We start from the raw sequence: 16,675 nt of genomic DNA on the forward strand, positions 1-16,675 counted from the left end.
CCGATATCTAGACTGGTACAATACCGGCCGGCCGCACTATGCTCTCGCCAAACAGCCGCCAGCCAAAAGGCTCAGCCAGCTACTGAACAACGTCTTGAGAAACGACATCTAGGGGGGGAATTGCGCGTGTCCTGCATTTTTACCGAAAGCGATCAGGCCGCCCGATCATAAATAAGCCCCACGCGCCGCAAGATTTCGTCGCTGGCATTAGCTTTCCAGAAGTCGATGACCGTGAAATTTCGCTTCGTTCTGTCGCCCGTATAAAAACTGTAGTCTAGCATGTAAGCGTCAAACCGTTTGCCCGGCTCCTTGCTGACGGAAATTCCGGTTCTGACCTGATGCAAAATTTTCAAATCAACTAGCTCACCGACCACATTATTCAGATCGTTTGATCGATCTTTTTCGATCAAAATGCAGTTTGTCTTTGATCTGTCGAAGCAAAATTGCCGGACGCTTTCAATAAATTCTTCGATAGATTCTCTATCTTCATCATTAGTGTCGCGGTCGAGTTCCTGTAGCTTGTCATCATAGTATTTTCCAGACGCGCGGTTTGTGTCCTCGGATGTGACGCGTCCCCCGCGTGACAGCTTTCCGGACGTAATTCGTTCCCTAGCTTCTTCAATGGCCTTCCGAAAGAGGCTGAGGAAGTCTCGAGCGACACCGCCGCTGACAAGAACCAAGCGGTCCTTGGCGCCGTCGGTCAAAATTGACGAAAGGTCCGCTCCGCTGTCCAGAGCAAATTCAGTCAAAACCTTGAACAGGAAGGCTTTTGTTGTTGAGTACTTTTCTAAAGTTACATCCAAATCGATTGAATCGATATCATCGCTCAATTTCATGCCGATAGGAGGGTTGCCGTTCCTATAGTGACTTGTACGATGACGAACGGTCCCAATCTTAATCCAAAAATTCCCACCCTTTGCAATTTTATGGAAATAATCGATTACATCCGGCTGATCTTGTTTTGGAATATGATACAAGTCATCAAGTATTAAAAACACTTCAGAGTTGGAAATCGATCTAATTTCTTTAAATATGTTTTGATAGCGAATTACATTTCTTTGCAGAATTTTGTGCTTCTCACTCTGATACGCGGTCATTTTTTCAGAAAAGCGGGATGCCGCCCGAATGCTTTTTGCTTCGACCCCCAAGTTCACATTGCCGCTCGTCGCCCCGATTCCGCCGCCGGTCTGACTTTTCTGCGATATTTTCGCGTTATCAACCGTGGAGACTTGAACGACTTCCTCCTGGTGCAACAGCCGGTTTAACTCCTCTATTTCGAGGCCGAGCTTTTTGGAAAGCGCTTTGGTGGCAGTGATGTCAGCTCTCCGCTTGTCGGGCTGAAGAAACGAAATGGATTCCCAAAACGAACGCTTGTTTGAGGGGGCAATAGCCGCGCTGTCCAACCAGATTTTGAATTCAGAGAATGTGTCAATCAAAATACTCAAAAGTAGATCGGGGTAGATATGACCTTTAAATTTTTCGAGATCCACGAATGCTGAGGGACATCGATGGATGAGATTTTCAGAATGTATTTTGTTTAGGAGGCTTGATTTACCTGAACCACGTCGACCAAACACAATGTGATGCCGGCGAGATTTCGCTCGCGATAAGGTGCCGGGCGCTGGTTCGATGAAGTATTTCGCAGTGATTTGACTAGCGCGTGTCGACTCTTCGATTAGAGTTATCAATTGGGCGGTGGCTTCTTCAAAGATGTAGTGCTCGCCGGTCATGTTGCCCCCCAGAAGCCAATTCAATGTATTGTAAGTCGTGTTCTAGCTGAATTACAAGCAGTGGTAAGTCTGATTTCGGCTCTGGTGTTTGTGGTTGGTCGTTGGCACCGCAAAACCGAAACGCTTCCTCACTACCCCTCTACCGCCTTAATCTCATCCCATGCCCACGCCGCCAGCTTCGATCCCGCGAGACGCGGCTTTGCCGCTCGCTCTGCAGCCGCTAAAGCCCGCGCCTCACTCCCCCCGCAACGCCAAGATCTCATCCCGCAGCTTGGCCGCCGTCTCAAACTCCAGATCCGCCGCGGCTTCGCGCATCCGTTTCTCCAGGTCCGCGATCGTGGCGACAACATTGTCCCCGGCGACAAATTTCGCCTGGTCGGCGTCGCGCAGGCCCTTCGGCCGGCCATCGCCCTTCTTGCGGCCCTTGGCAGCGACGCCGCGGCCCTTGGCCTGGGACTCCATCACTTCTTCCAGGATGTCGCTGATCCCGCGGGTGATCGTGGTCGGGGTGATGCCGTGTTCCTCGTTGTGGGCGATCTGCTTGGCGCGGCGGCGGTTGGTTTCGTCCATGGCGCGTTGCATCGAGCCGGTGATGCGGTCGGCATAGAGGATGACCTTGCTGTCGGCATTGCGGGCGGCGCGGCCGATGGTCTGGACCAGGCTGGTCTCTGATCTGAGGAAGCCTTCCTTGTCGGCATCGAGAATGGCGACGAGGCCGCATTCGGGAATGTCCAGACCCTCGCGCAACAGGTTGATGCCGATCAGCACGTCATAGACGCCCAGGCGCAGATCGCGGATCAGCTCGATGCGTTCGACCGTGTCGACGTCGGAATGCATGTAGCGGACCTTGATGCCCTGCTCGTGCATGTATTCGCTGAGATCCTCGGCCATGCGCTTGGTCAGGGTGGTGATCAGGGTGCGGAAGCCTTTCTCGGCCGTGGCGCGGGCCTCGTCGATCACATCATCGACCTGGGAGGCGCCATCGGCGGCGACCGGGCGGATCTCGACCGGCGGGTCGATGAGGCCGGTCGGGCGGATGACCTGCTCGGTGAACACGCCGCCGGTCTGGTTCAGCTCCCACTGGCCCGGCGTCGCCGAGACCGAGATGGTCTGCGGCCGCATGGCGTCCCATTCCTCGAATTTGAGCGGGCGGTTGTCGAGGCAGCTTGGCAGGCGGAAACCGTGATCGGCCAGCGTCTTCTTGCGGCTGTAATCGCCCTTGTACATGGCGCCGAGCTGCGGGATGGAGACATGGCTCTCATCGGCAAAAACGAGGGCGTCTTCCGGTATGTACTCGAAGAGCGTGGGCGGCGGCTCGCCCGGCTTGCGGCCGGTCAGATAGCGGGAATAATTCTCGATGCCGGCGCAGGAGCCGGTGGCGCCGAGCATTTCAAGGTCGAATTCGGTGCGCTGCTGCAGGCGCTGGGCCTCCAGGAGCTGGCCCTGGCTTTCCATCCAGGCGAGGCGTTCCTGAAGCTCCGCCTTGATCTTGACGATGGCCTGGTTGAGCGTCGGGCGCGGCGTCACATAGTGCGAATTGGCGTAGAATTTCACCGATTTGAGCTCGGTCATCGTCTTGCCGGTCAGGGGATCGAACTCGGTGATCTGCTCGACCTCGTCGCCGAAAAAGCCGATCCGCCAGGCGCGGTCGTCATAATGGGCCGGGAAAACCTCCAGATTGTCGCCGCGAATGCGGAAGGTGCCGCGGATGAAGGCGGCGTCATTGCGGGTGTATTGCAGGTCGACCAGCTGGCGCATGACGGCGCGCGGATCGGCGATATCGCCGGGCTTCAGCTCGAAGGTCATCGCCGTATAGGTCTCGACCGAGCCGATGCCGTAAATGCAGGAGACCGAGGCGACGATGATGACGTCATCACGCTCGAGGATGGAGCGCGTCGCGGCGTGGCGCATCCGGTCGATCGCCTCGTTGATCGACGATTCCTTCTCGATATAGGTGTCGGTGCGCGGCACATAGGCCTCGGGCATGTAGTAGTCGTAATAGGAGACGAAATACTCCACCGCATTGTTCGGAAAGAAGCTTTTGAACTCGCCATAGAGCTGGGCGGCGAGCGTCTTGTTGGGGGCCAGGATGAGGGCCGGGCGCTGCACCGCCTCGATGATCTTGGCCATGGTGAAGGTCTTGCCGGTGCCGGTCGCGCCGAGCAGGACCTGGTCGCGCTCCTCGCCCTTGAGACCCTCGACCAGTTCGGCAATCGCCTGCGGCTGGTCACCCTTGGGGGAGTATTCCGAGACACACCGGAAACGCTGCCCGCCCTCGGACTTGGCCGGTCGCTCCGGCCGGTGCGGTGTCCACGCGCCGGCGGTCGTCACGCTGGTCAGCGTGTCGAGCACGAAGTCTTCCGGAGCGGTGAGGGTGTCGTCGAGGGTCAGCTTGGCCATGGGCGAGAATATGTGACGGCGCGCGGGCGAGGGCCAGTGGCTGGCTGCGACATCCTTGCCACCATGCTGTCAGGAGGGCTCATATCGCATGCGGTCGCGTTAGGCGGATGTTCAGCTGGCTGTGGTTAATCTCGGGCCAGAGGAGATAAGCATGTCCGCCCTGCCGGCCCCGAAAGTGCCTGCGCCTTCGCCGGATCGCCTGACCGTGCTGCTGGTTGATGACAGCCGCCCGGTCCGCGCCGTCATCCGCACCCTGTTGACCGGTCTCGGCTTTGCCCGCGTCTTCGAGGCGGCCGATGGCGATGAGGCGCTGGTCATCAGCCGCACCTGCCGTCCCGACCTCGCGCTCATTGACTATGATCTGGGCCAGGCGACCGGGCTCGACCTGGCCCGCCGGCTGCGCGATCCGCTGCAATGCGAGCATCCGGACCTGCCGCTCTTCCTGCTCGCCGCCGATGGTTTCGCCCATCTCGTGCACGGCGCGGCGGCGGCCGGCATCACCGCCGTCCTGCCCAAACCGGTCAATCCGCGTACCCTGATGGCCGGGCTGGCCGAGTATCTTGTCCGCCCCGTCACATTGCAGGCGCCGCCGACCGTGCTAGAATCCTGTTCCGCAGGGAGATGATGCATGCCCAATGAGCCGCTCGCCGGTCTGTCGATCCTCGTGGTCGAAGACGTGACCTCGATCCGCAGCCTTGTGGTCAAGCTGCTGAACCGCTTGGGATGCAAGGACGTGCTCGAGGCGGCCGATGGCGAGACGGCCTGGCATCATCTGTGCAAGCGCCAGCTCGACGCGGTCCTGCTCGATTACGAGCTGCAAAGCGATGACGGCGTCTCGATCGCCTGGCGGATCCGCGGCGAGACGGACCTCTTCAACAAGGATGTTCCGATTATCCTTCTCACCGCCCATGATGAAATGCGGATCGTGGACGCGGCCCAAAAGGCGGGCGTCGATGACTATCTGGTCAAGCCGGTCATGCCGGACCGGCTCGGCCAGCGCATTCTCGATGCCATTCGCGCTCGCGGGGACCTGACGGCCGGATTGCGCAATACGGAAGTCTCCTGGAAATCCTGAATTCACTCTGACGTCGGTGCCGCCGACGCCGCGGGCCATTGCTCGGGGAAGATCAGCCCGTCGGTATCAAAGCCCCGCGCTTCCAGCGAAGCGAGGCGTTGCGCGATGAACGCCTCGCTTGGGCGCGGGTCTCGCGCCAGGATCCACAGATAGCGACCCTGTGCTTCCGACACGACGGCCCAGCTGTAATCCTCGGCCAGGTCAATGATCCAGTAATCGCCGAAGAAAGGCCCGAAGAAGCTGACCTCCAGCTTGGCATTGCTGTCCGTGTCGACGATGCGCGCCCGGCCCTCTGCGAGGTTGACCGGTCCCTCCAGCCCCTCTTTCCAGCAGGAATTGATCACGCGCAGCAGTCCGTCAGGGCGGCGGGAATACTCGGCAATCACGCCGTCACAGCCGCGCTCGAACCCATGATCGGCGCGGGCGATCTCGAACCAGCGGCCCAGATAGCGCTCGACATCGACCCGCGACACCGTGGCCGGCGGTTGGTCGCCGCTCAGCCGGTCGCGCGGCGGGCTGGTGCAGGCGGCAAGGGCGAGTATCGGGATCAGCAGGGCCGGGATGAAGCGGCGCGGGATCGGTGGCATGAATGATCTCTCCGGGGTCGGGGCCTTGAATCTAGTGGAATGGCCGGCCCGGTCCAGTGGCCCGGTCCAGCGGGATGATGGCAATCCTGCCAGCCCTATGTCGTGCGCTTCGTCCTGGGCATCATCACAGGCTTCATCCTCGGTGAAATCGTTGGCGGCAATGCCGGTCTGAGCGGCGTCGCCGGAGATTACGGCCCCCTGACCATTGCCATTGTCGCCGGGTTTTCCGCCGAAGCAGCCGTGCAGTTCCTGCAGCGGATAGCGGACATACTGGTCGCGGCGGTTCGCGGCGACGGGGCGGAGCAGGCGCGCACGGCGGCTCAATGACGCCGCGGCCGAGGTTCAGGATGCGCTGAACGAGACCGGCGCCGACCGGCGCGCGAATGCGCCAGCGATGAACTGACGCCGTGCGCCCAGGCTCGGATGGTGTCGTGTCAGGCGGGTGGTGTCAGGCGTCGTCGTAAACGTCCGCCTCGATCACCGAATCCAGGCCCAGTTCGAGATAATCACCGAGCATGGGCGCGCCGAGCAGATAGTCCTCGGTCGGGCCGCTGCGGCGACTGCGCGCTTCGCGCAACGCGTCCGGGAAGTCCCGGCCGTCATAATCGCCGCGACCGATCCAGTAGAGCGCCACGAGATCGGCCTGGGCCTCCTCGTCGAGCGAACCCAGCCAGTCCTCGATCTCGGTCCGGATCGGATCGGTATCGCCGGTGAGCAGGCTCTCTACGGCATCGGTCTCGCCGCTGTCGTGATCCGCCTCGTAATCGTCGATCTGTTCCTTGCTGTCATAGGCGCGGGCCCGCTCAATCAGGCTGCGCACCATTTTCTCCGCGATATTCATGACCTTGCCCTCTTCAAGCTGGGGAAATCACCGCGATGCAACAGGTGAAGCCTAGCACAAAAAGGCTGTCCTGTCGGTCACATTCCATGACAGGCGGTCCCGTGCGTCCTGAGCGGGTGCGGGCGGCTCCACCCGGTCAAGACTTGGTTAAGGCCGTCGGTGCACAATCGGGAGGGTTCAGTGATTCCCTTTCGCCACTGCGAGATTTCATGTCCGGCAGCTTCGACCGCATCCGCGTCCTGATCGTCGAGGACAATGCGCACATGTCGACCATCCTGCGCACCATCCTGCAGGGGTTCGGCGTGCGCACGATCGTGGAAGTGCGTGACGCGGCGGATGCCTTCGAGACCATGCGCGATGTCAATCCGGACTTTGCCCTGGTCGACTACATGCTGGGCGATCTGAACGGGCTGGAATTCACCCGCCTGGTGCGCACCGCTTCGGACAGTGCCAACAAATACCTGCCCATCGTCATGGTCACCGGTCACACCGACCGGTCCAAGGTGATCGAGGCGATCAATGCCGGCGTGAATGAATATCTCGCCAAGCCGGTGCGTCCGGTGGACCTCTTCCATCGCATCTCGGCCCTGATCGAGCGGCCGCGCCGCTTCATCAAGGCGCCGACCTATTTCGGCCCCGACCGCCGTCGCCGCCAGGACCCGCGCTATGCCGGCCCGTGGCGCCGCGAGGGCGATGACGAGAACTCGGCGGCGAGCTGAGGCCGGGCTGACGGCACCTGACGCTGGGTGTTATTCTCTGCCTTGGTCCGTGATCGTGACCAGGCAGGTCGGCGCATTGCCCATCGTATTCACCAGCTCGTTGGTCACGGCCACTGTCTGCAGGTTTTCGCCATTGGCGGTGCACGCCACCGAACCGCCGAATGCCCATTCAAACGCGATCGCGATCGTGGCTCCGGATGGCAGCGAGAGCATCATCATGCCGCCCAGCGCGTCGAACGGGTTCTCGACACCATTGACATAGGTCATGCTGTCGCCGGGCTCGATAACCGATCCTGCCATGGGGGGCTGCTGCCATTGCCCGCCCGTCAGGCTGCCATAATCCAGAACAAGTGAGCTCGCCGAGACCACCTCGATCTCGATTGTCAGGCTGCGCGCGAAGTCGCCCTGCAGGGCTTTCGCCGAAACCGGTTTGTGCGTGTTCGTGCCAATCGCCGGCGTGTCGGCGATGGCGAACGGGGCCGACGACAAAGCAGCGGCCAGGGCAATCATCGACAACATGGGCGTCTCTCCGGTTGACTGCCGGAAGGCTGGCACGCCGGCCGCTAAGGCTTCCTGAACCGTAGCAGGACGGTTCGGCACTGAACGCGACGCCGGCCACTGTGTCGTCAAGGCGCCAAGGCGCCAACGCGCACACCCAAGGCTGACCGCCCAGGTCGCCGCCGCGCCCGGCCGGGCTCCGCTATCTCAGGCTCGTTCCAGCGCCTCGAGTGTGACCGGATACCGCCGATAGAGCGAGAAAACGATCACAGCCTCCTCCGCCCCGACGGCCTTGCGCTTGCGGATAATGGTGGCGAAGTCGGCATTGTTCACCAGCAGGTCGGGCCCGACCCCGGTCAATTCCTCGCGCAGGATCAGCGCCGTGTCGCAGCTCAGCGGGGCGCCGCAACCGGAGCGGCAGGCGATGGCATCGGCTTCGGCCAACAGGCCCTGCAGGCGGCGCGCCGCCGGCCTGTCGGCGATCAGCGCCCGGCCATAAGCGTCAAAGCGGACTGCATCGAGGTGAAACAGCACTCCCCACTCGGTCGACATGCGGACCTCCCGACTGCACGCATGGAGTGTACCCCTTTTGTTCTGCTCCTGCAAGTAGTGTCAGAGTGCGGCGAGGGCATCGCTGATCTCGGTCTCGGTCGTGCACCAGCTCGTCACGAAGCGCGCCGATCCGTCCGGCCATTGGTAGAACTGGGCGCCGGCTTCGCGGAGCTGCGCGGCACGCGGCTCTGACAGCCGGACGAAGATCTCGTTGCCATCGACCGGGTGCAGGACTTCCGCGCCCTCTTTGCTCGCAAAGCCGTTCGCCAGCGCCCGGGCCCGGGCATTCGCCGTGCCGGCCAGGGCGAGCCAGAGATCATCGGACAGCCAGGCGTCGAACTGGGCTGCCATGAAGCGCATTTTCGGCGCCATGTGGCCGGCGCGTTTCTGGCGGATCTGGAGTTCCTCGAACCGGTCCATGACCGAGGGGAAGAGGATGACCGCCTCGGCGCCCAGCGCGCCATTCTTGGTGGCGCCGAAACAGAGCGTATCAATGCCGGCTTTCCAGGTCAGCTCCGCCGGGCTGCATCCCAGCGTGACCAGGGCATTGGCGAACCGGGCCCCGTCCATGTGCACGAAGGCCGGTCGCCCCTTGAGGCGTCCTGCGCGCTCGGCCACCTCGCCCGGCGCATAGGCGGTGCCGCTTTCGGAAAGATTGGACAGGGACAGGGCGCGGACCGGGCTGGTGTGCACGAAACCCTCGGGAATTTCGCCAAGCGCCCGGTCAAGCTCGTCGAGGTCGATCTTCGCATGATCGCCCTTGAGCGGGATCAGCTTGCCGCCGCCGGTGAAGAATTCCGGCGCGCCGCGTTCATCACGGTGAATATGGGCTTCGTCATGGCACAGGATGGCGCCGTGCGGCGGGCACAGCACGGACAGGGCGAGCGAATTGGAGGCGGTGCCGGAGACCGCGAAGACGAGTTTCAGATCGGTCTCGAAAATCGCCTTCAGACGGGCTTCGACCTTGGCGGTCAGCGGATCGGCGCCATAGGAGGGCGCGAAATCACGGTTCGCGGCCGCGATGGCATCGATCAGGGCCGGATGGGCGGGGGCGGTTGTGTCAGACAGGAAATTCATGACGGGCAATGGACAGAAGGCGCGGGCCTGCGTCAATCGCCGAAGGCTGGGTCGGGAATGAGCGGCGGCAGTGTGTCGCGCATCTGGTCGGCTGAGGCGGTTGGCCGTCCGCTGACATCGGCGAGGGTGGCCTGGCCGGCGAGGTTGCGACCGGGATAGGGATTGCGCGCGAGCAGGGCGCGGATCTGGTCAGCGGTGAATTGCGCCATGGCGGCCTGGCCGCGGGCGATGTTTTCCTCGCTGGCATATAGCCGCATCGGCAGGCCGTCGCCGGCCGTGAAGGGCGAGCAGTCCAGGGCCCGCCGGTTGGCGTCTGATGTCGACAGGCAGAAGACCGAGCGCACGGCCGACTCCCTCGATCCCTCGCCGCCGGGGAAGGGGATGGCGACGCGTTCGTCATTGAACGGATTGGTGTCGCGCAGGATGTTCGGGGCCTCAGCGAGACGGCCGGTCGTCCCGGCCGGGCTCGCCGTCGGCCCATCCGGGGGCGGCGCAGGCGGGAGGGGATCCGGATCTGCGGCCGCTTCGGCTTCGGGTTCCGGCGGAATGTCGGCGGGTTCGGGCTCGGGCACAGCCTCACCGTCCGGCTCCGGCTCGATCACCGGTTCGTTGCCTGGTTCGGTGCCGGATTCGTCAACGGGCTCGGGCAGGCTGACGAAGACGACGTCCAGCGAACCGGGCGCGGACGATTGCAGGTCGGGCCGCGGCACGATGATCAGGCCGACTATGATGAGGAGGTTTACGGCAAGCGCAGCCGCGCCGGCGGTCAGACGGCGACGCAAGGCTTCAGAAGGGGGCGTTGAAAACACCACGCCCGGCCCATCCTTTCGCTCGGCCCCCGCCGTCACGCATCCTGCTTAGACCAGGCCGACACGACAATCCAGCCGGCATGTGAACCGGCATGTGAACCGGCGCAGTCTGACCTCGTGGCTTGCCAGCAAGGGAGGCAAGTGCAAACCCTAGCCCCGAACGATGCGGGAGCGAGATGATGGGCACAGACACATTGGCCAATGTGCATGTACAGGCGGCGAGCGCCGCGCTTGGGCGGGGTGAGCCTGTCGAGGCAGCCAGGCATTTCCAGACAGCCATCCAGGGTGGCCTGGATGATCCGGCGGTGTGGATCGGGCTGGCGACGGCGCGGCGAGGGGCGGGTGACCTGGCTGGTGCCGGCGAAGCTCTCGACGCAGCGCTCAAGCGCGACCCGCAGAACATGATTGCGCTCATCCACCGCGGCGATCTCTTTGTCGCGCTTGGTGACGGGCGGGCCGCCATGGCGTTCTACAATCAGGCGCTCCGCACTGCCGAGCAGTATGAGGGCCTGCCCGCGCCACTCCTTGCCGAAATCAATCGGGCGCGCGAGGCCTGCCAGAAGCAGTCCGACAAGTTTTACGGGCACCTTGCCGCCGAGCTCGGCCGCGCCGGTTATGATGCTGCGTCGTCCAGTGCTCGCTTCACCCATTCGCTTGAGCTGCTCACCGGACAGAAAACGCCCTACCTGCAAAAGCCGCGTGCGCACTTTTTTCCCGAACTGCCCCAGAAGCAGTTTTACGCCCGCGATGAGTTTCCATGGTTCGACAGGCTCGAGGCGGCGGTCGAGGATATCTGCGGCGAGTTGCAGGCTCTGATCGATAGTGGATCGGCCGAGTTCTCACCCTACATCCAGGCATCGCCGGACCGGCCGGTCGATCATTCCATGGCGCTGCTGGACAGTGATGACTGGTCGTCCTGCTATCTGGTGCGCAATGGCGAGCCCGTTGAGGCCGTTGTGGCGCGATGTCCCAAGACGATGGCGGCGCTGGAAGATGTGCCGCTGGCGCAAATCAAGGGCCGGACGCCGTCCATCCTGTTTTCGCGCCTGCTGCCGGGCGCGAAAATTCCACCGCACCATGGCTTCATCAATTCGCGGCTGATTTGCCACCTGCCCCTGATCGTCCCGCCGGGCTGCAAGTTGAGAGTCGGAAATGACGTCCGGGAATGGGAGCGTGGCAAGGGCTGGGTGTTCGACGATACGATCGAGCATGAGGCCTGGAACGGATCGGATGCGTCCCGGATCATTCTGATCTTCGACATCTGGCGCCCAGAACTGACCGACGAGGAATGCCAGCTCGTTGCGGCCCTCATGGAAGCCGTCGACGGGTATGAAAGCGGCGCCGTGCGCTAGCCGGCCTGTCAGATCGCAACGGCCTCGGCCCAGACGATGTAACGCATGGGTCCCGGCATGGTCGCGCCAAGCGGCCAGCAGGTGACAAGGGCGAGGCGATCAGGCCGGGTTTCGGGTTCGATACCGGAGCGGGCGGCATGGACGACTTCCGAGCCGGTGACGATATAGCGGTGCTGTCGGCCATCGCTGTCTTCCAGCACCAGTTCATCGCCGGTCTCGATCCTCCCGATGAAGGCGAAATGCGTGTCGCGATGGGCGGCTATGACGCTGATTCCGGGCTCGCCCGGGCGGGCCGAGGCGTCGAGCAGGGCGGGTCCGAAGGCGAGGCTTTCACCGCCGCCGTCGGACAGGACGATGGCGTGTTCGCCGAGAGACGGGACGGAGAGCCGCGCCACGGGCCGAAAATCGGCCCAGGGCCATGGTGTGGACGCGGACTCCCCGTCGATTGCGCGGGTCCAGGATTGTGCGAGGAGGACCTGCGCAATATCGGCCTTCACCCCCATCCAGGCGCCGTGTACGAAGACGCAGAAACCGGCGGCCAGCAGGCCGAGGGCGAGAAGGCGTGTTGGATTTCGGATCACCACAGGCGCTCCTCGCGACGGGTGACCAGCCAGATCAGGGCAAGGATCATCATCAGGGCGCCGAGCCCCATGAGGAGTTCGCGCGGCGTCGCTGTGGCGGGCAGGGCGAGGCCGTTGGAGCGCTCGGCCTCACCGCCGGCTACGGGAGCAGGCAGGGCGAACAGGCGGGCGTCGGCGCGGGCGTGCTGAACCGGCCCGGGCTCGCGTTCACGGACCGTATCGAGATCCCACCCCTGCGGGGTCATGGCCGGCACATCGCGCGAAGCCAGCGGTGTACCGTCCGGCCGGGCCGGGGTGACATCGACCGCGACCAGGCTGGTCAGGCGTGACACAAGGTCGAAATCGAGCGCGGTCTGCAGGACGGCGGCATCGATCCCGGCCTGGCTGGCGCCCTGGAAGCGGGCCTCCTCGAGAGCGCGGATCCGGTTGCGGCCGAACAGGGCAGCAATGCCGCGTCCTTCGCGGGCATTGGCCAGCGACAGGGTTTCGCGCCACATCGCCCCGGCCAGCGCGCCTTCAATGACCATCACCCCGTCGCGGCGACCGAGGCGGGCGGTCAGGGTGACCGGTTCGCCGTGATAGAGATCCGGCAGCGGCGCCGGCCAGATCTCGCTGAGCGCCTCGTCCGGGAAGAGCACGTCGAGATCGGTCATCACCGGGCGTTCCAGCGCGGTGAACAGGGCTTCCATGCGGGCCTCGACCTCGGAGACCTGGCCGATATGGGTGAAGGTGCCGCGGCCCAGCCGGGCGGCCCGGCTCATGAAGTAGGAATTGGGCGCCGAGCCGATCCCGACCGGAAACAGGCGCGAGCGGCCCAGCCCGGCGTCGATGGCGGAAAACAGCTGCGCCTCATTGCCGATCGCGCCATCGGTCAGGAAGACGACCTGGCGGACCTGGTCATCACTGTCGCTGCGCGTGTCACGCAAGGCGGCATTGAGGGCGGGCAGCATCACGGTGCCACCCTCGGCCTCGAGCCGGCGGGCGAAGGCGAGGGCGGTGGTGATATTGCCCGGATTGGCCGGGACGGCCTGCGGGAAGAGCTGGTCCATCGTGTTGTCGAAGCGGATGACATTGAAGCGGTCAGTCGGCTCCAGGCGCTGCAGGGCCGTGATCAGCGCGGCCCGCGCCTGGCGCATCGAGGCGCCAGCCATGGATCCGGAATTGTCGATCACGAAAATGGTTTCACGGTCGCGGCGCGGGATCGCATCGCTCATCTCGGCTGGCGGCAGGACCTGGGCCAGCAGATAGGTCTCGCCCTGCCATTCCTCGATGAAAAGGGCGGCGCTGGCAGCATGCGGATCGGCGGCGCGCCAGGTCAGCACGAAATCGCGATTGGCCGGGATCGGGCCGGCGGCCAGCGCGATGCGGGCAGTTTCGTCCGGCAGGCGTTCGACCCGGGTTGCGTGATAAAGACTCGCGACCTCGCCAAGCGCAAAACCGGCATCAAGGTCGGCGGTGATCGTGACCGGCAGACGCAATTGATCGCGCGGTTCGGCGGAGGGATGCAGGAGTGGCGGAGTTATGCGGCCGGCGTCCGGTACGGCGGGGCTGTCCGCAGCGCCGGTCGAGGCGGGAAGAAAGCCGCTGCCTTCCGGGATATAGCGCGGCGTCAGGCCGAGCGGCTGGCGCAGCTCGTAACGACCGTCGGCAAAGCGCGCGACGCTCTGGTATTCCAGCTGCACGATAATGGTTTCACCCGGTCCGATATTGGCGACCGAGGTGGTGAACATGTTGGGGCGTTCCTGTTCGACCAGGCTGGCGCGCTGGCCATTGCGGCGGGCGGTTTCATAGGTGCGGCGCGCCGCCTGGCGTTCCTGGATCTCGCCCTCGATGAAACGGTTTCCGACCTGCATGCGCAAGCGGTCGACGCCGCTGTCCTCGGGCAGCGGAAACACATAGCTCGCCTCGACCCAGGCGTCGGACGGGTTCTGGAAGCGCTGGGTGATGGTGGCGCGGATCACCGGGCCGGAAATGTCGAAAGCAAGATCGGTCGCGACCATGGGAGCGGGGAGATAGCGGCCCGGCTCGACGGTTCGGATCAGCAGGGCGCCCTCATTGATCTCGGACAATCGGACCAGCTGGCTTTCGTCGATCCCGGCCGGTTCCGGCGTGTCGGTGACGGAGTCGGCTCTGGCGTCCGACCAGAGCAGGAGCGAGACGGCAAAGGCCGCGACGGCCAGAGTGAGCGCGAAAAAGGGAAGCGAGCCGGCGGATGTGTGTGTGCGTGCGGCCGCCATGCGAACCTCCCCGAATTGTGCCGGCCGCCCCGCGGTGCGAGGGTGAGTGCGGAGCGACCGGCTTCCCTGTCCGAGTTCACGCTGGTCCCCGATCAAGAGCGTGACAGGGCGTTAATACGGCGATTGCGGGGAAAATTGGGGCGATGTCTGGGCGGGCCGGCCCGATCGGGCATGTTTCGAGCCATGCAAAATTGCCCGCGAGTTCGGCGAACATGCATGGCTGGGGGATTGGCCTGCCGGGCGAGCGGGACTAGGGTTTTTCCTCCAGCCGAGCTCTACCGGGACAAGATCATGACATTCACGCCGTCCGCCGCGCTTCAGCGCGTCAAACCCTCTGCCACGCTTGCCGTTACCCAGAAGGCTCGCGAGCTCAAGGCCAAGGGGATTGACGTGATCTCGCTCGGTGCCGGGGAGCCGGATTTCGACACGCCGGACCATATCAAGGACGCGGCAATCGACGCGATCCGGCGTGGTGAAACGAAATACACCAATGTCGATGGCATTCCGGAGCTGAAGGACGCCATCATCAAGAAATTCCAGCGTGACAATGGTCTCAGATACGAGGCCAGCCAGATCCACGTTTCAACCGGCGGCAAGCCGGTGATCTACAACGCGCTGCTGGCCAGCGTGAATACCGGCGATGAGGTCATCATCCCTGCGCCCTACTGGGTCAGCTATCCGGAGATGGTCAACCTGGTTGGTGGCACGCCGGTCGAAGTCAGGTCGGGGATCGAGAACCGGTTCAAGATCAGTCCCGACCAGCTGGCTGCCGCGATCACGCCGATGACGCGCTGGCTGATCCTCAACTCGCCGTCCAATCCGACCGGCATGGGCTATACGCGCGACGAGTTGCGGGCCCTGGCCGATGTGCTGCTGGCGCACCCGCATGTCTGGGTGATGACCGACGACATGTATGAGCACATTGTCTATGACGGCTTCGAGTTCGCGACGATCGCCGAGGTTGAGCCGAAACTGTATGACCGCACGCTGACGATGAATGGTGTGTCGAAGGCCTATTCCATGACCGGCTGGCGGATCGGCTATGCCGGCGGCCCGGCGGCGTTGATCAAGGAAATGGCAAAGGTCGCCTCGCAGACGACCTCGAACCCGTGCTCGATCTCGCAATGGGCGTCGGTCGAGGCGCTCAATGGTGATCACGATTTCCTGGTCGCCCGCAATGCCGCCTTCCTGCGTCGCCGTGACCTGGTGCTCGAAGCCATCAACGGTGCCGAGGGTCTGGTGGCCCCGACGCCGGAAGGCGCCTTTTATGTCTTCGCCGATTGTTCCGGCACGATCGGCAAGAGGGCGCCCGACGGCACCGTCATCCGGACGGACACCGATTTCTGTGCGGCGCTTCTTGGCGCGGAAGCCGTGGCGGCGGTGCCGGGTGTGGCGTTCGGACTCGAGCCCTGCTTCCGGATTTCCTATGCGACATCGGATGAAGCGCTTGTCGAAGCGGGCAAACGTATTCAGCGGTTTTGTGCCTCATTGCGCTGACTATAGACTGCATCAATGTCAGACCCAATAAATCCTGATTGGAATTATGGGTATAGATTGCCTAAACCTTACGTCGAGAGGCGGCGCTGCCGCCGCAGGAGCTATCAAGGAGACTGACATGGGCATCAATATGGGTCTGACCGACGCACAACGGGAAGCGATGGCCAAGGCTGTGACGGCCGTGTTGGCGGACACCTATGCGCTTTATTTCAAGACGCATGTCTACCACTGGAACGTCACCGGACCGCGCTTCCACGATCTGCACGCTCTGTTCGAGACGCAGTACAATGAATTGTGGATGGCCACTGATCTGATTGCCGAGCGTATTCGCGCGCTCGATGTCGTCGCGCCGCGTTCCTATGCCGAAATGACCGAAGCGGCCGCCATCAAGTCCGGCGGTGATGCGACGGACGCCAACGACATGCTGCGTGACCTGCTCAAAGGCCATGAGACCGTCGTCGCCACGATCCGCAAGGCGCTGGCGCTGGCGAGCGAGCATGGCGATGAAGCCACGGCCGATGTGCTGACCCCGCGTCTGACCGAGCATGAGAAGTCGGCCTGGATGCTGCGATCGACGATCGGCTGACAGTCCGCACCCTGACCGGTCCGCCGGTTCGTTGACCAGAGCCCCGGTGTTCGCACCGGGGCTTTTTCGTATGCGGCTCCAGCGTCGGACGAAAAAAAAGCCCCGGCTCCTCGGAGCCGGGGCAGTCATTGTGA

Annotated in this window: 17 protein-coding genes; 7 read left to right on the forward strand and 10 right to left on the reverse strand. The window is 63.3% G+C overall.

Annotated elements, in window-relative coordinates:
• Positions 1-152: 152 nt before the first annotated feature.
• Both QZZ02_RS12655 and uvrB read right to left on the reverse strand, forming a co-directional pair.
• A complete protein-coding gene (locus QZZ02_RS12655) occupies positions 153-1,730 on the reverse strand; it encodes a P-loop NTPase fold protein (RefSeq protein ID WP_291844908.1) in 1,578 nt (525 codons plus the stop codon).
• Positions 1,731-1,964: 234 nt separating this feature from the next.
• Positions 1,965-4,130, reverse strand: coding sequence for an excinuclease ABC subunit UvrB (gene uvrB, locus QZZ02_RS12660; RefSeq protein ID WP_291844909.1), 2,166 nt, complete (start codon positions 4,128-4,130; stop codon positions 1,965-1,967).
• Between the two features lie 151 nt (positions 4,131-4,281).
• Here uvrB and QZZ02_RS12665 point away from each other — a divergent pair, with 151 nt between their 5' ends.
• Together QZZ02_RS12665 and QZZ02_RS12670 are read left to right on the forward strand one after the other, a co-directional pair.
• Positions 4,282-4,755, forward strand: coding sequence for a response regulator (locus tag QZZ02_RS12665; protein ID WP_291844911.1), 474 nt, complete (start codon positions 4,282-4,284; stop codon positions 4,753-4,755).
• A gap of 3 nt (positions 4,756-4,758) precedes the next feature.
• Positions 4,759-5,205 (forward strand): response regulator, encoded by a 447-nt coding sequence (locus QZZ02_RS12670; protein ID WP_291844912.1) that lies wholly within the window; start codon positions 4,759-4,761, stop codon positions 5,203-5,205.
• Positions 5,206-5,207: 2 nt separating this feature from the next.
• Here QZZ02_RS12670 and QZZ02_RS12675 read toward each other — a convergent pair whose 3' ends face one another.
• Complete coding sequence (locus QZZ02_RS12675) at positions 5,208-5,792, reverse strand: lipocalin family protein (RefSeq protein WP_291844914.1); 585 nt, start codon at positions 5,790-5,792, stop codon at positions 5,208-5,210.
• A gap of 102 nt (positions 5,793-5,894) precedes the next feature.
• On the opposite strand from QZZ02_RS12675, the gene QZZ02_RS12680 reads away from it, so the two are divergent.
• Positions 5,895-6,119, forward strand: a complete 225-nt coding sequence (locus QZZ02_RS12680; protein WP_291844915.1) for a hypothetical protein — start codon at positions 5,895-5,897, stop codon at positions 6,117-6,119.
• A 121-nt stretch (positions 6,120-6,240) separates the two neighbouring features.
• Here QZZ02_RS12680 and QZZ02_RS12685 read toward each other — a convergent pair whose 3' ends face one another.
• Positions 6,241-6,633, reverse strand: a complete 393-nt coding sequence (locus tag QZZ02_RS12685; RefSeq protein WP_291844916.1) for a DUF3775 domain-containing protein — start codon at positions 6,631-6,633, stop codon at positions 6,241-6,243.
• 209 nt (positions 6,634-6,842) lie between these two features.
• Here QZZ02_RS12685 and QZZ02_RS12690 point away from each other — a divergent pair, with 209 nt between their 5' ends.
• The gene (locus QZZ02_RS12690) at positions 6,843-7,352 is read left to right on the forward strand and encodes a response regulator (RefSeq protein ID WP_291844917.1); all 510 of its coding nucleotides are present in this window, start codon (positions 6,843-6,845) and stop codon (positions 7,350-7,352) included.
• Positions 7,353-7,382: 30 nt separating this feature from the next.
• Here QZZ02_RS12690 and QZZ02_RS12695 read toward each other — a convergent pair whose 3' ends face one another.
• The 4 genes from QZZ02_RS12695 to QZZ02_RS12710 form a co-directional block, all read right to left on the reverse strand.
• Positions 7,383-7,871, reverse strand: coding sequence for a hypothetical protein (locus QZZ02_RS12695; RefSeq protein ID WP_291844918.1), 489 nt, complete (start codon positions 7,869-7,871; stop codon positions 7,383-7,385).
• 186 nt (positions 7,872-8,057) lie between these two features.
• Positions 8,058-8,402 (reverse strand): hypothetical protein, encoded by a 345-nt coding sequence (locus QZZ02_RS12700; RefSeq protein WP_291844919.1) that lies wholly within the window; start codon positions 8,400-8,402, stop codon positions 8,058-8,060.
• Between the two features lie 60 nt (positions 8,403-8,462).
• A complete protein-coding gene (locus QZZ02_RS12705) occupies positions 8,463-9,479 on the reverse strand; it encodes a beta-eliminating lyase-related protein (RefSeq protein ID WP_291844921.1) in 1,017 nt (338 codons plus the stop codon).
• Between the two features lie 32 nt (positions 9,480-9,511).
• Positions 9,512-10,288, reverse strand: a complete 777-nt coding sequence (locus tag QZZ02_RS12710) for a hypothetical protein (protein WP_291844923.1) — start codon at positions 10,286-10,288, stop codon at positions 9,512-9,514.
• Positions 10,289-10,467: 179 nt separating this feature from the next.
• Here QZZ02_RS12710 and QZZ02_RS12715 point away from each other — a divergent pair, with 179 nt between their 5' ends.
• Positions 10,468-11,640, forward strand: a complete 1,173-nt coding sequence (locus QZZ02_RS12715) for an aspartyl/asparaginyl beta-hydroxylase domain-containing protein (protein WP_291844925.1) — start codon at positions 10,468-10,470, stop codon at positions 11,638-11,640.
• A gap of 8 nt (positions 11,641-11,648) precedes the next feature.
• On the opposite strand, the gene QZZ02_RS12720 is transcribed toward QZZ02_RS12715, so the two are convergent.
• Together QZZ02_RS12720 and QZZ02_RS12725 are read right to left on the reverse strand one after the other, a co-directional pair.
• A complete protein-coding gene (locus QZZ02_RS12720; RefSeq protein ID WP_291844927.1) occupies positions 11,649-12,221 on the reverse strand; it encodes a class GN sortase in 573 nt (190 codons plus the stop codon).
• Positions 12,218-14,458 (reverse strand): marine proteobacterial sortase target protein, encoded by a 2,241-nt coding sequence (locus tag QZZ02_RS12725; RefSeq protein ID WP_291844929.1) that lies wholly within the window; start codon positions 14,456-14,458, stop codon positions 12,218-12,220. The genes QZZ02_RS12720 and QZZ02_RS12725 overlap by 4 nt, the downstream gene beginning before the upstream one ends.
• Positions 14,459-14,749: 291 nt before the next feature.
• On the opposite strand from QZZ02_RS12725, the gene QZZ02_RS12730 reads away from it, so the two are divergent.
• Both QZZ02_RS12730 and QZZ02_RS12735 read left to right on the forward strand, forming a co-directional pair.
• A complete protein-coding gene (locus tag QZZ02_RS12730; RefSeq protein WP_291844931.1) occupies positions 14,750-15,955 on the forward strand; it encodes a pyridoxal phosphate-dependent aminotransferase in 1,206 nt (401 codons plus the stop codon).
• A 103-nt stretch (positions 15,956-16,058) separates the two neighbouring features.
• Positions 16,059-16,541, forward strand: coding sequence for a Dps family protein (locus QZZ02_RS12735; RefSeq protein ID WP_366511539.1), 483 nt, complete (start codon positions 16,059-16,061; stop codon positions 16,539-16,541).
• The last annotated feature ends 134 nt before the right edge of the window (positions 16,542-16,675 follow it).

Origin of the sequence: Maricaulis sp. (genome assembly GCF_015665295.1) — a bacterium.
Taxonomy (GTDB): domain Bacteria; phylum Pseudomonadota; class Alphaproteobacteria; order Caulobacterales; family Maricaulaceae; genus Maricaulis.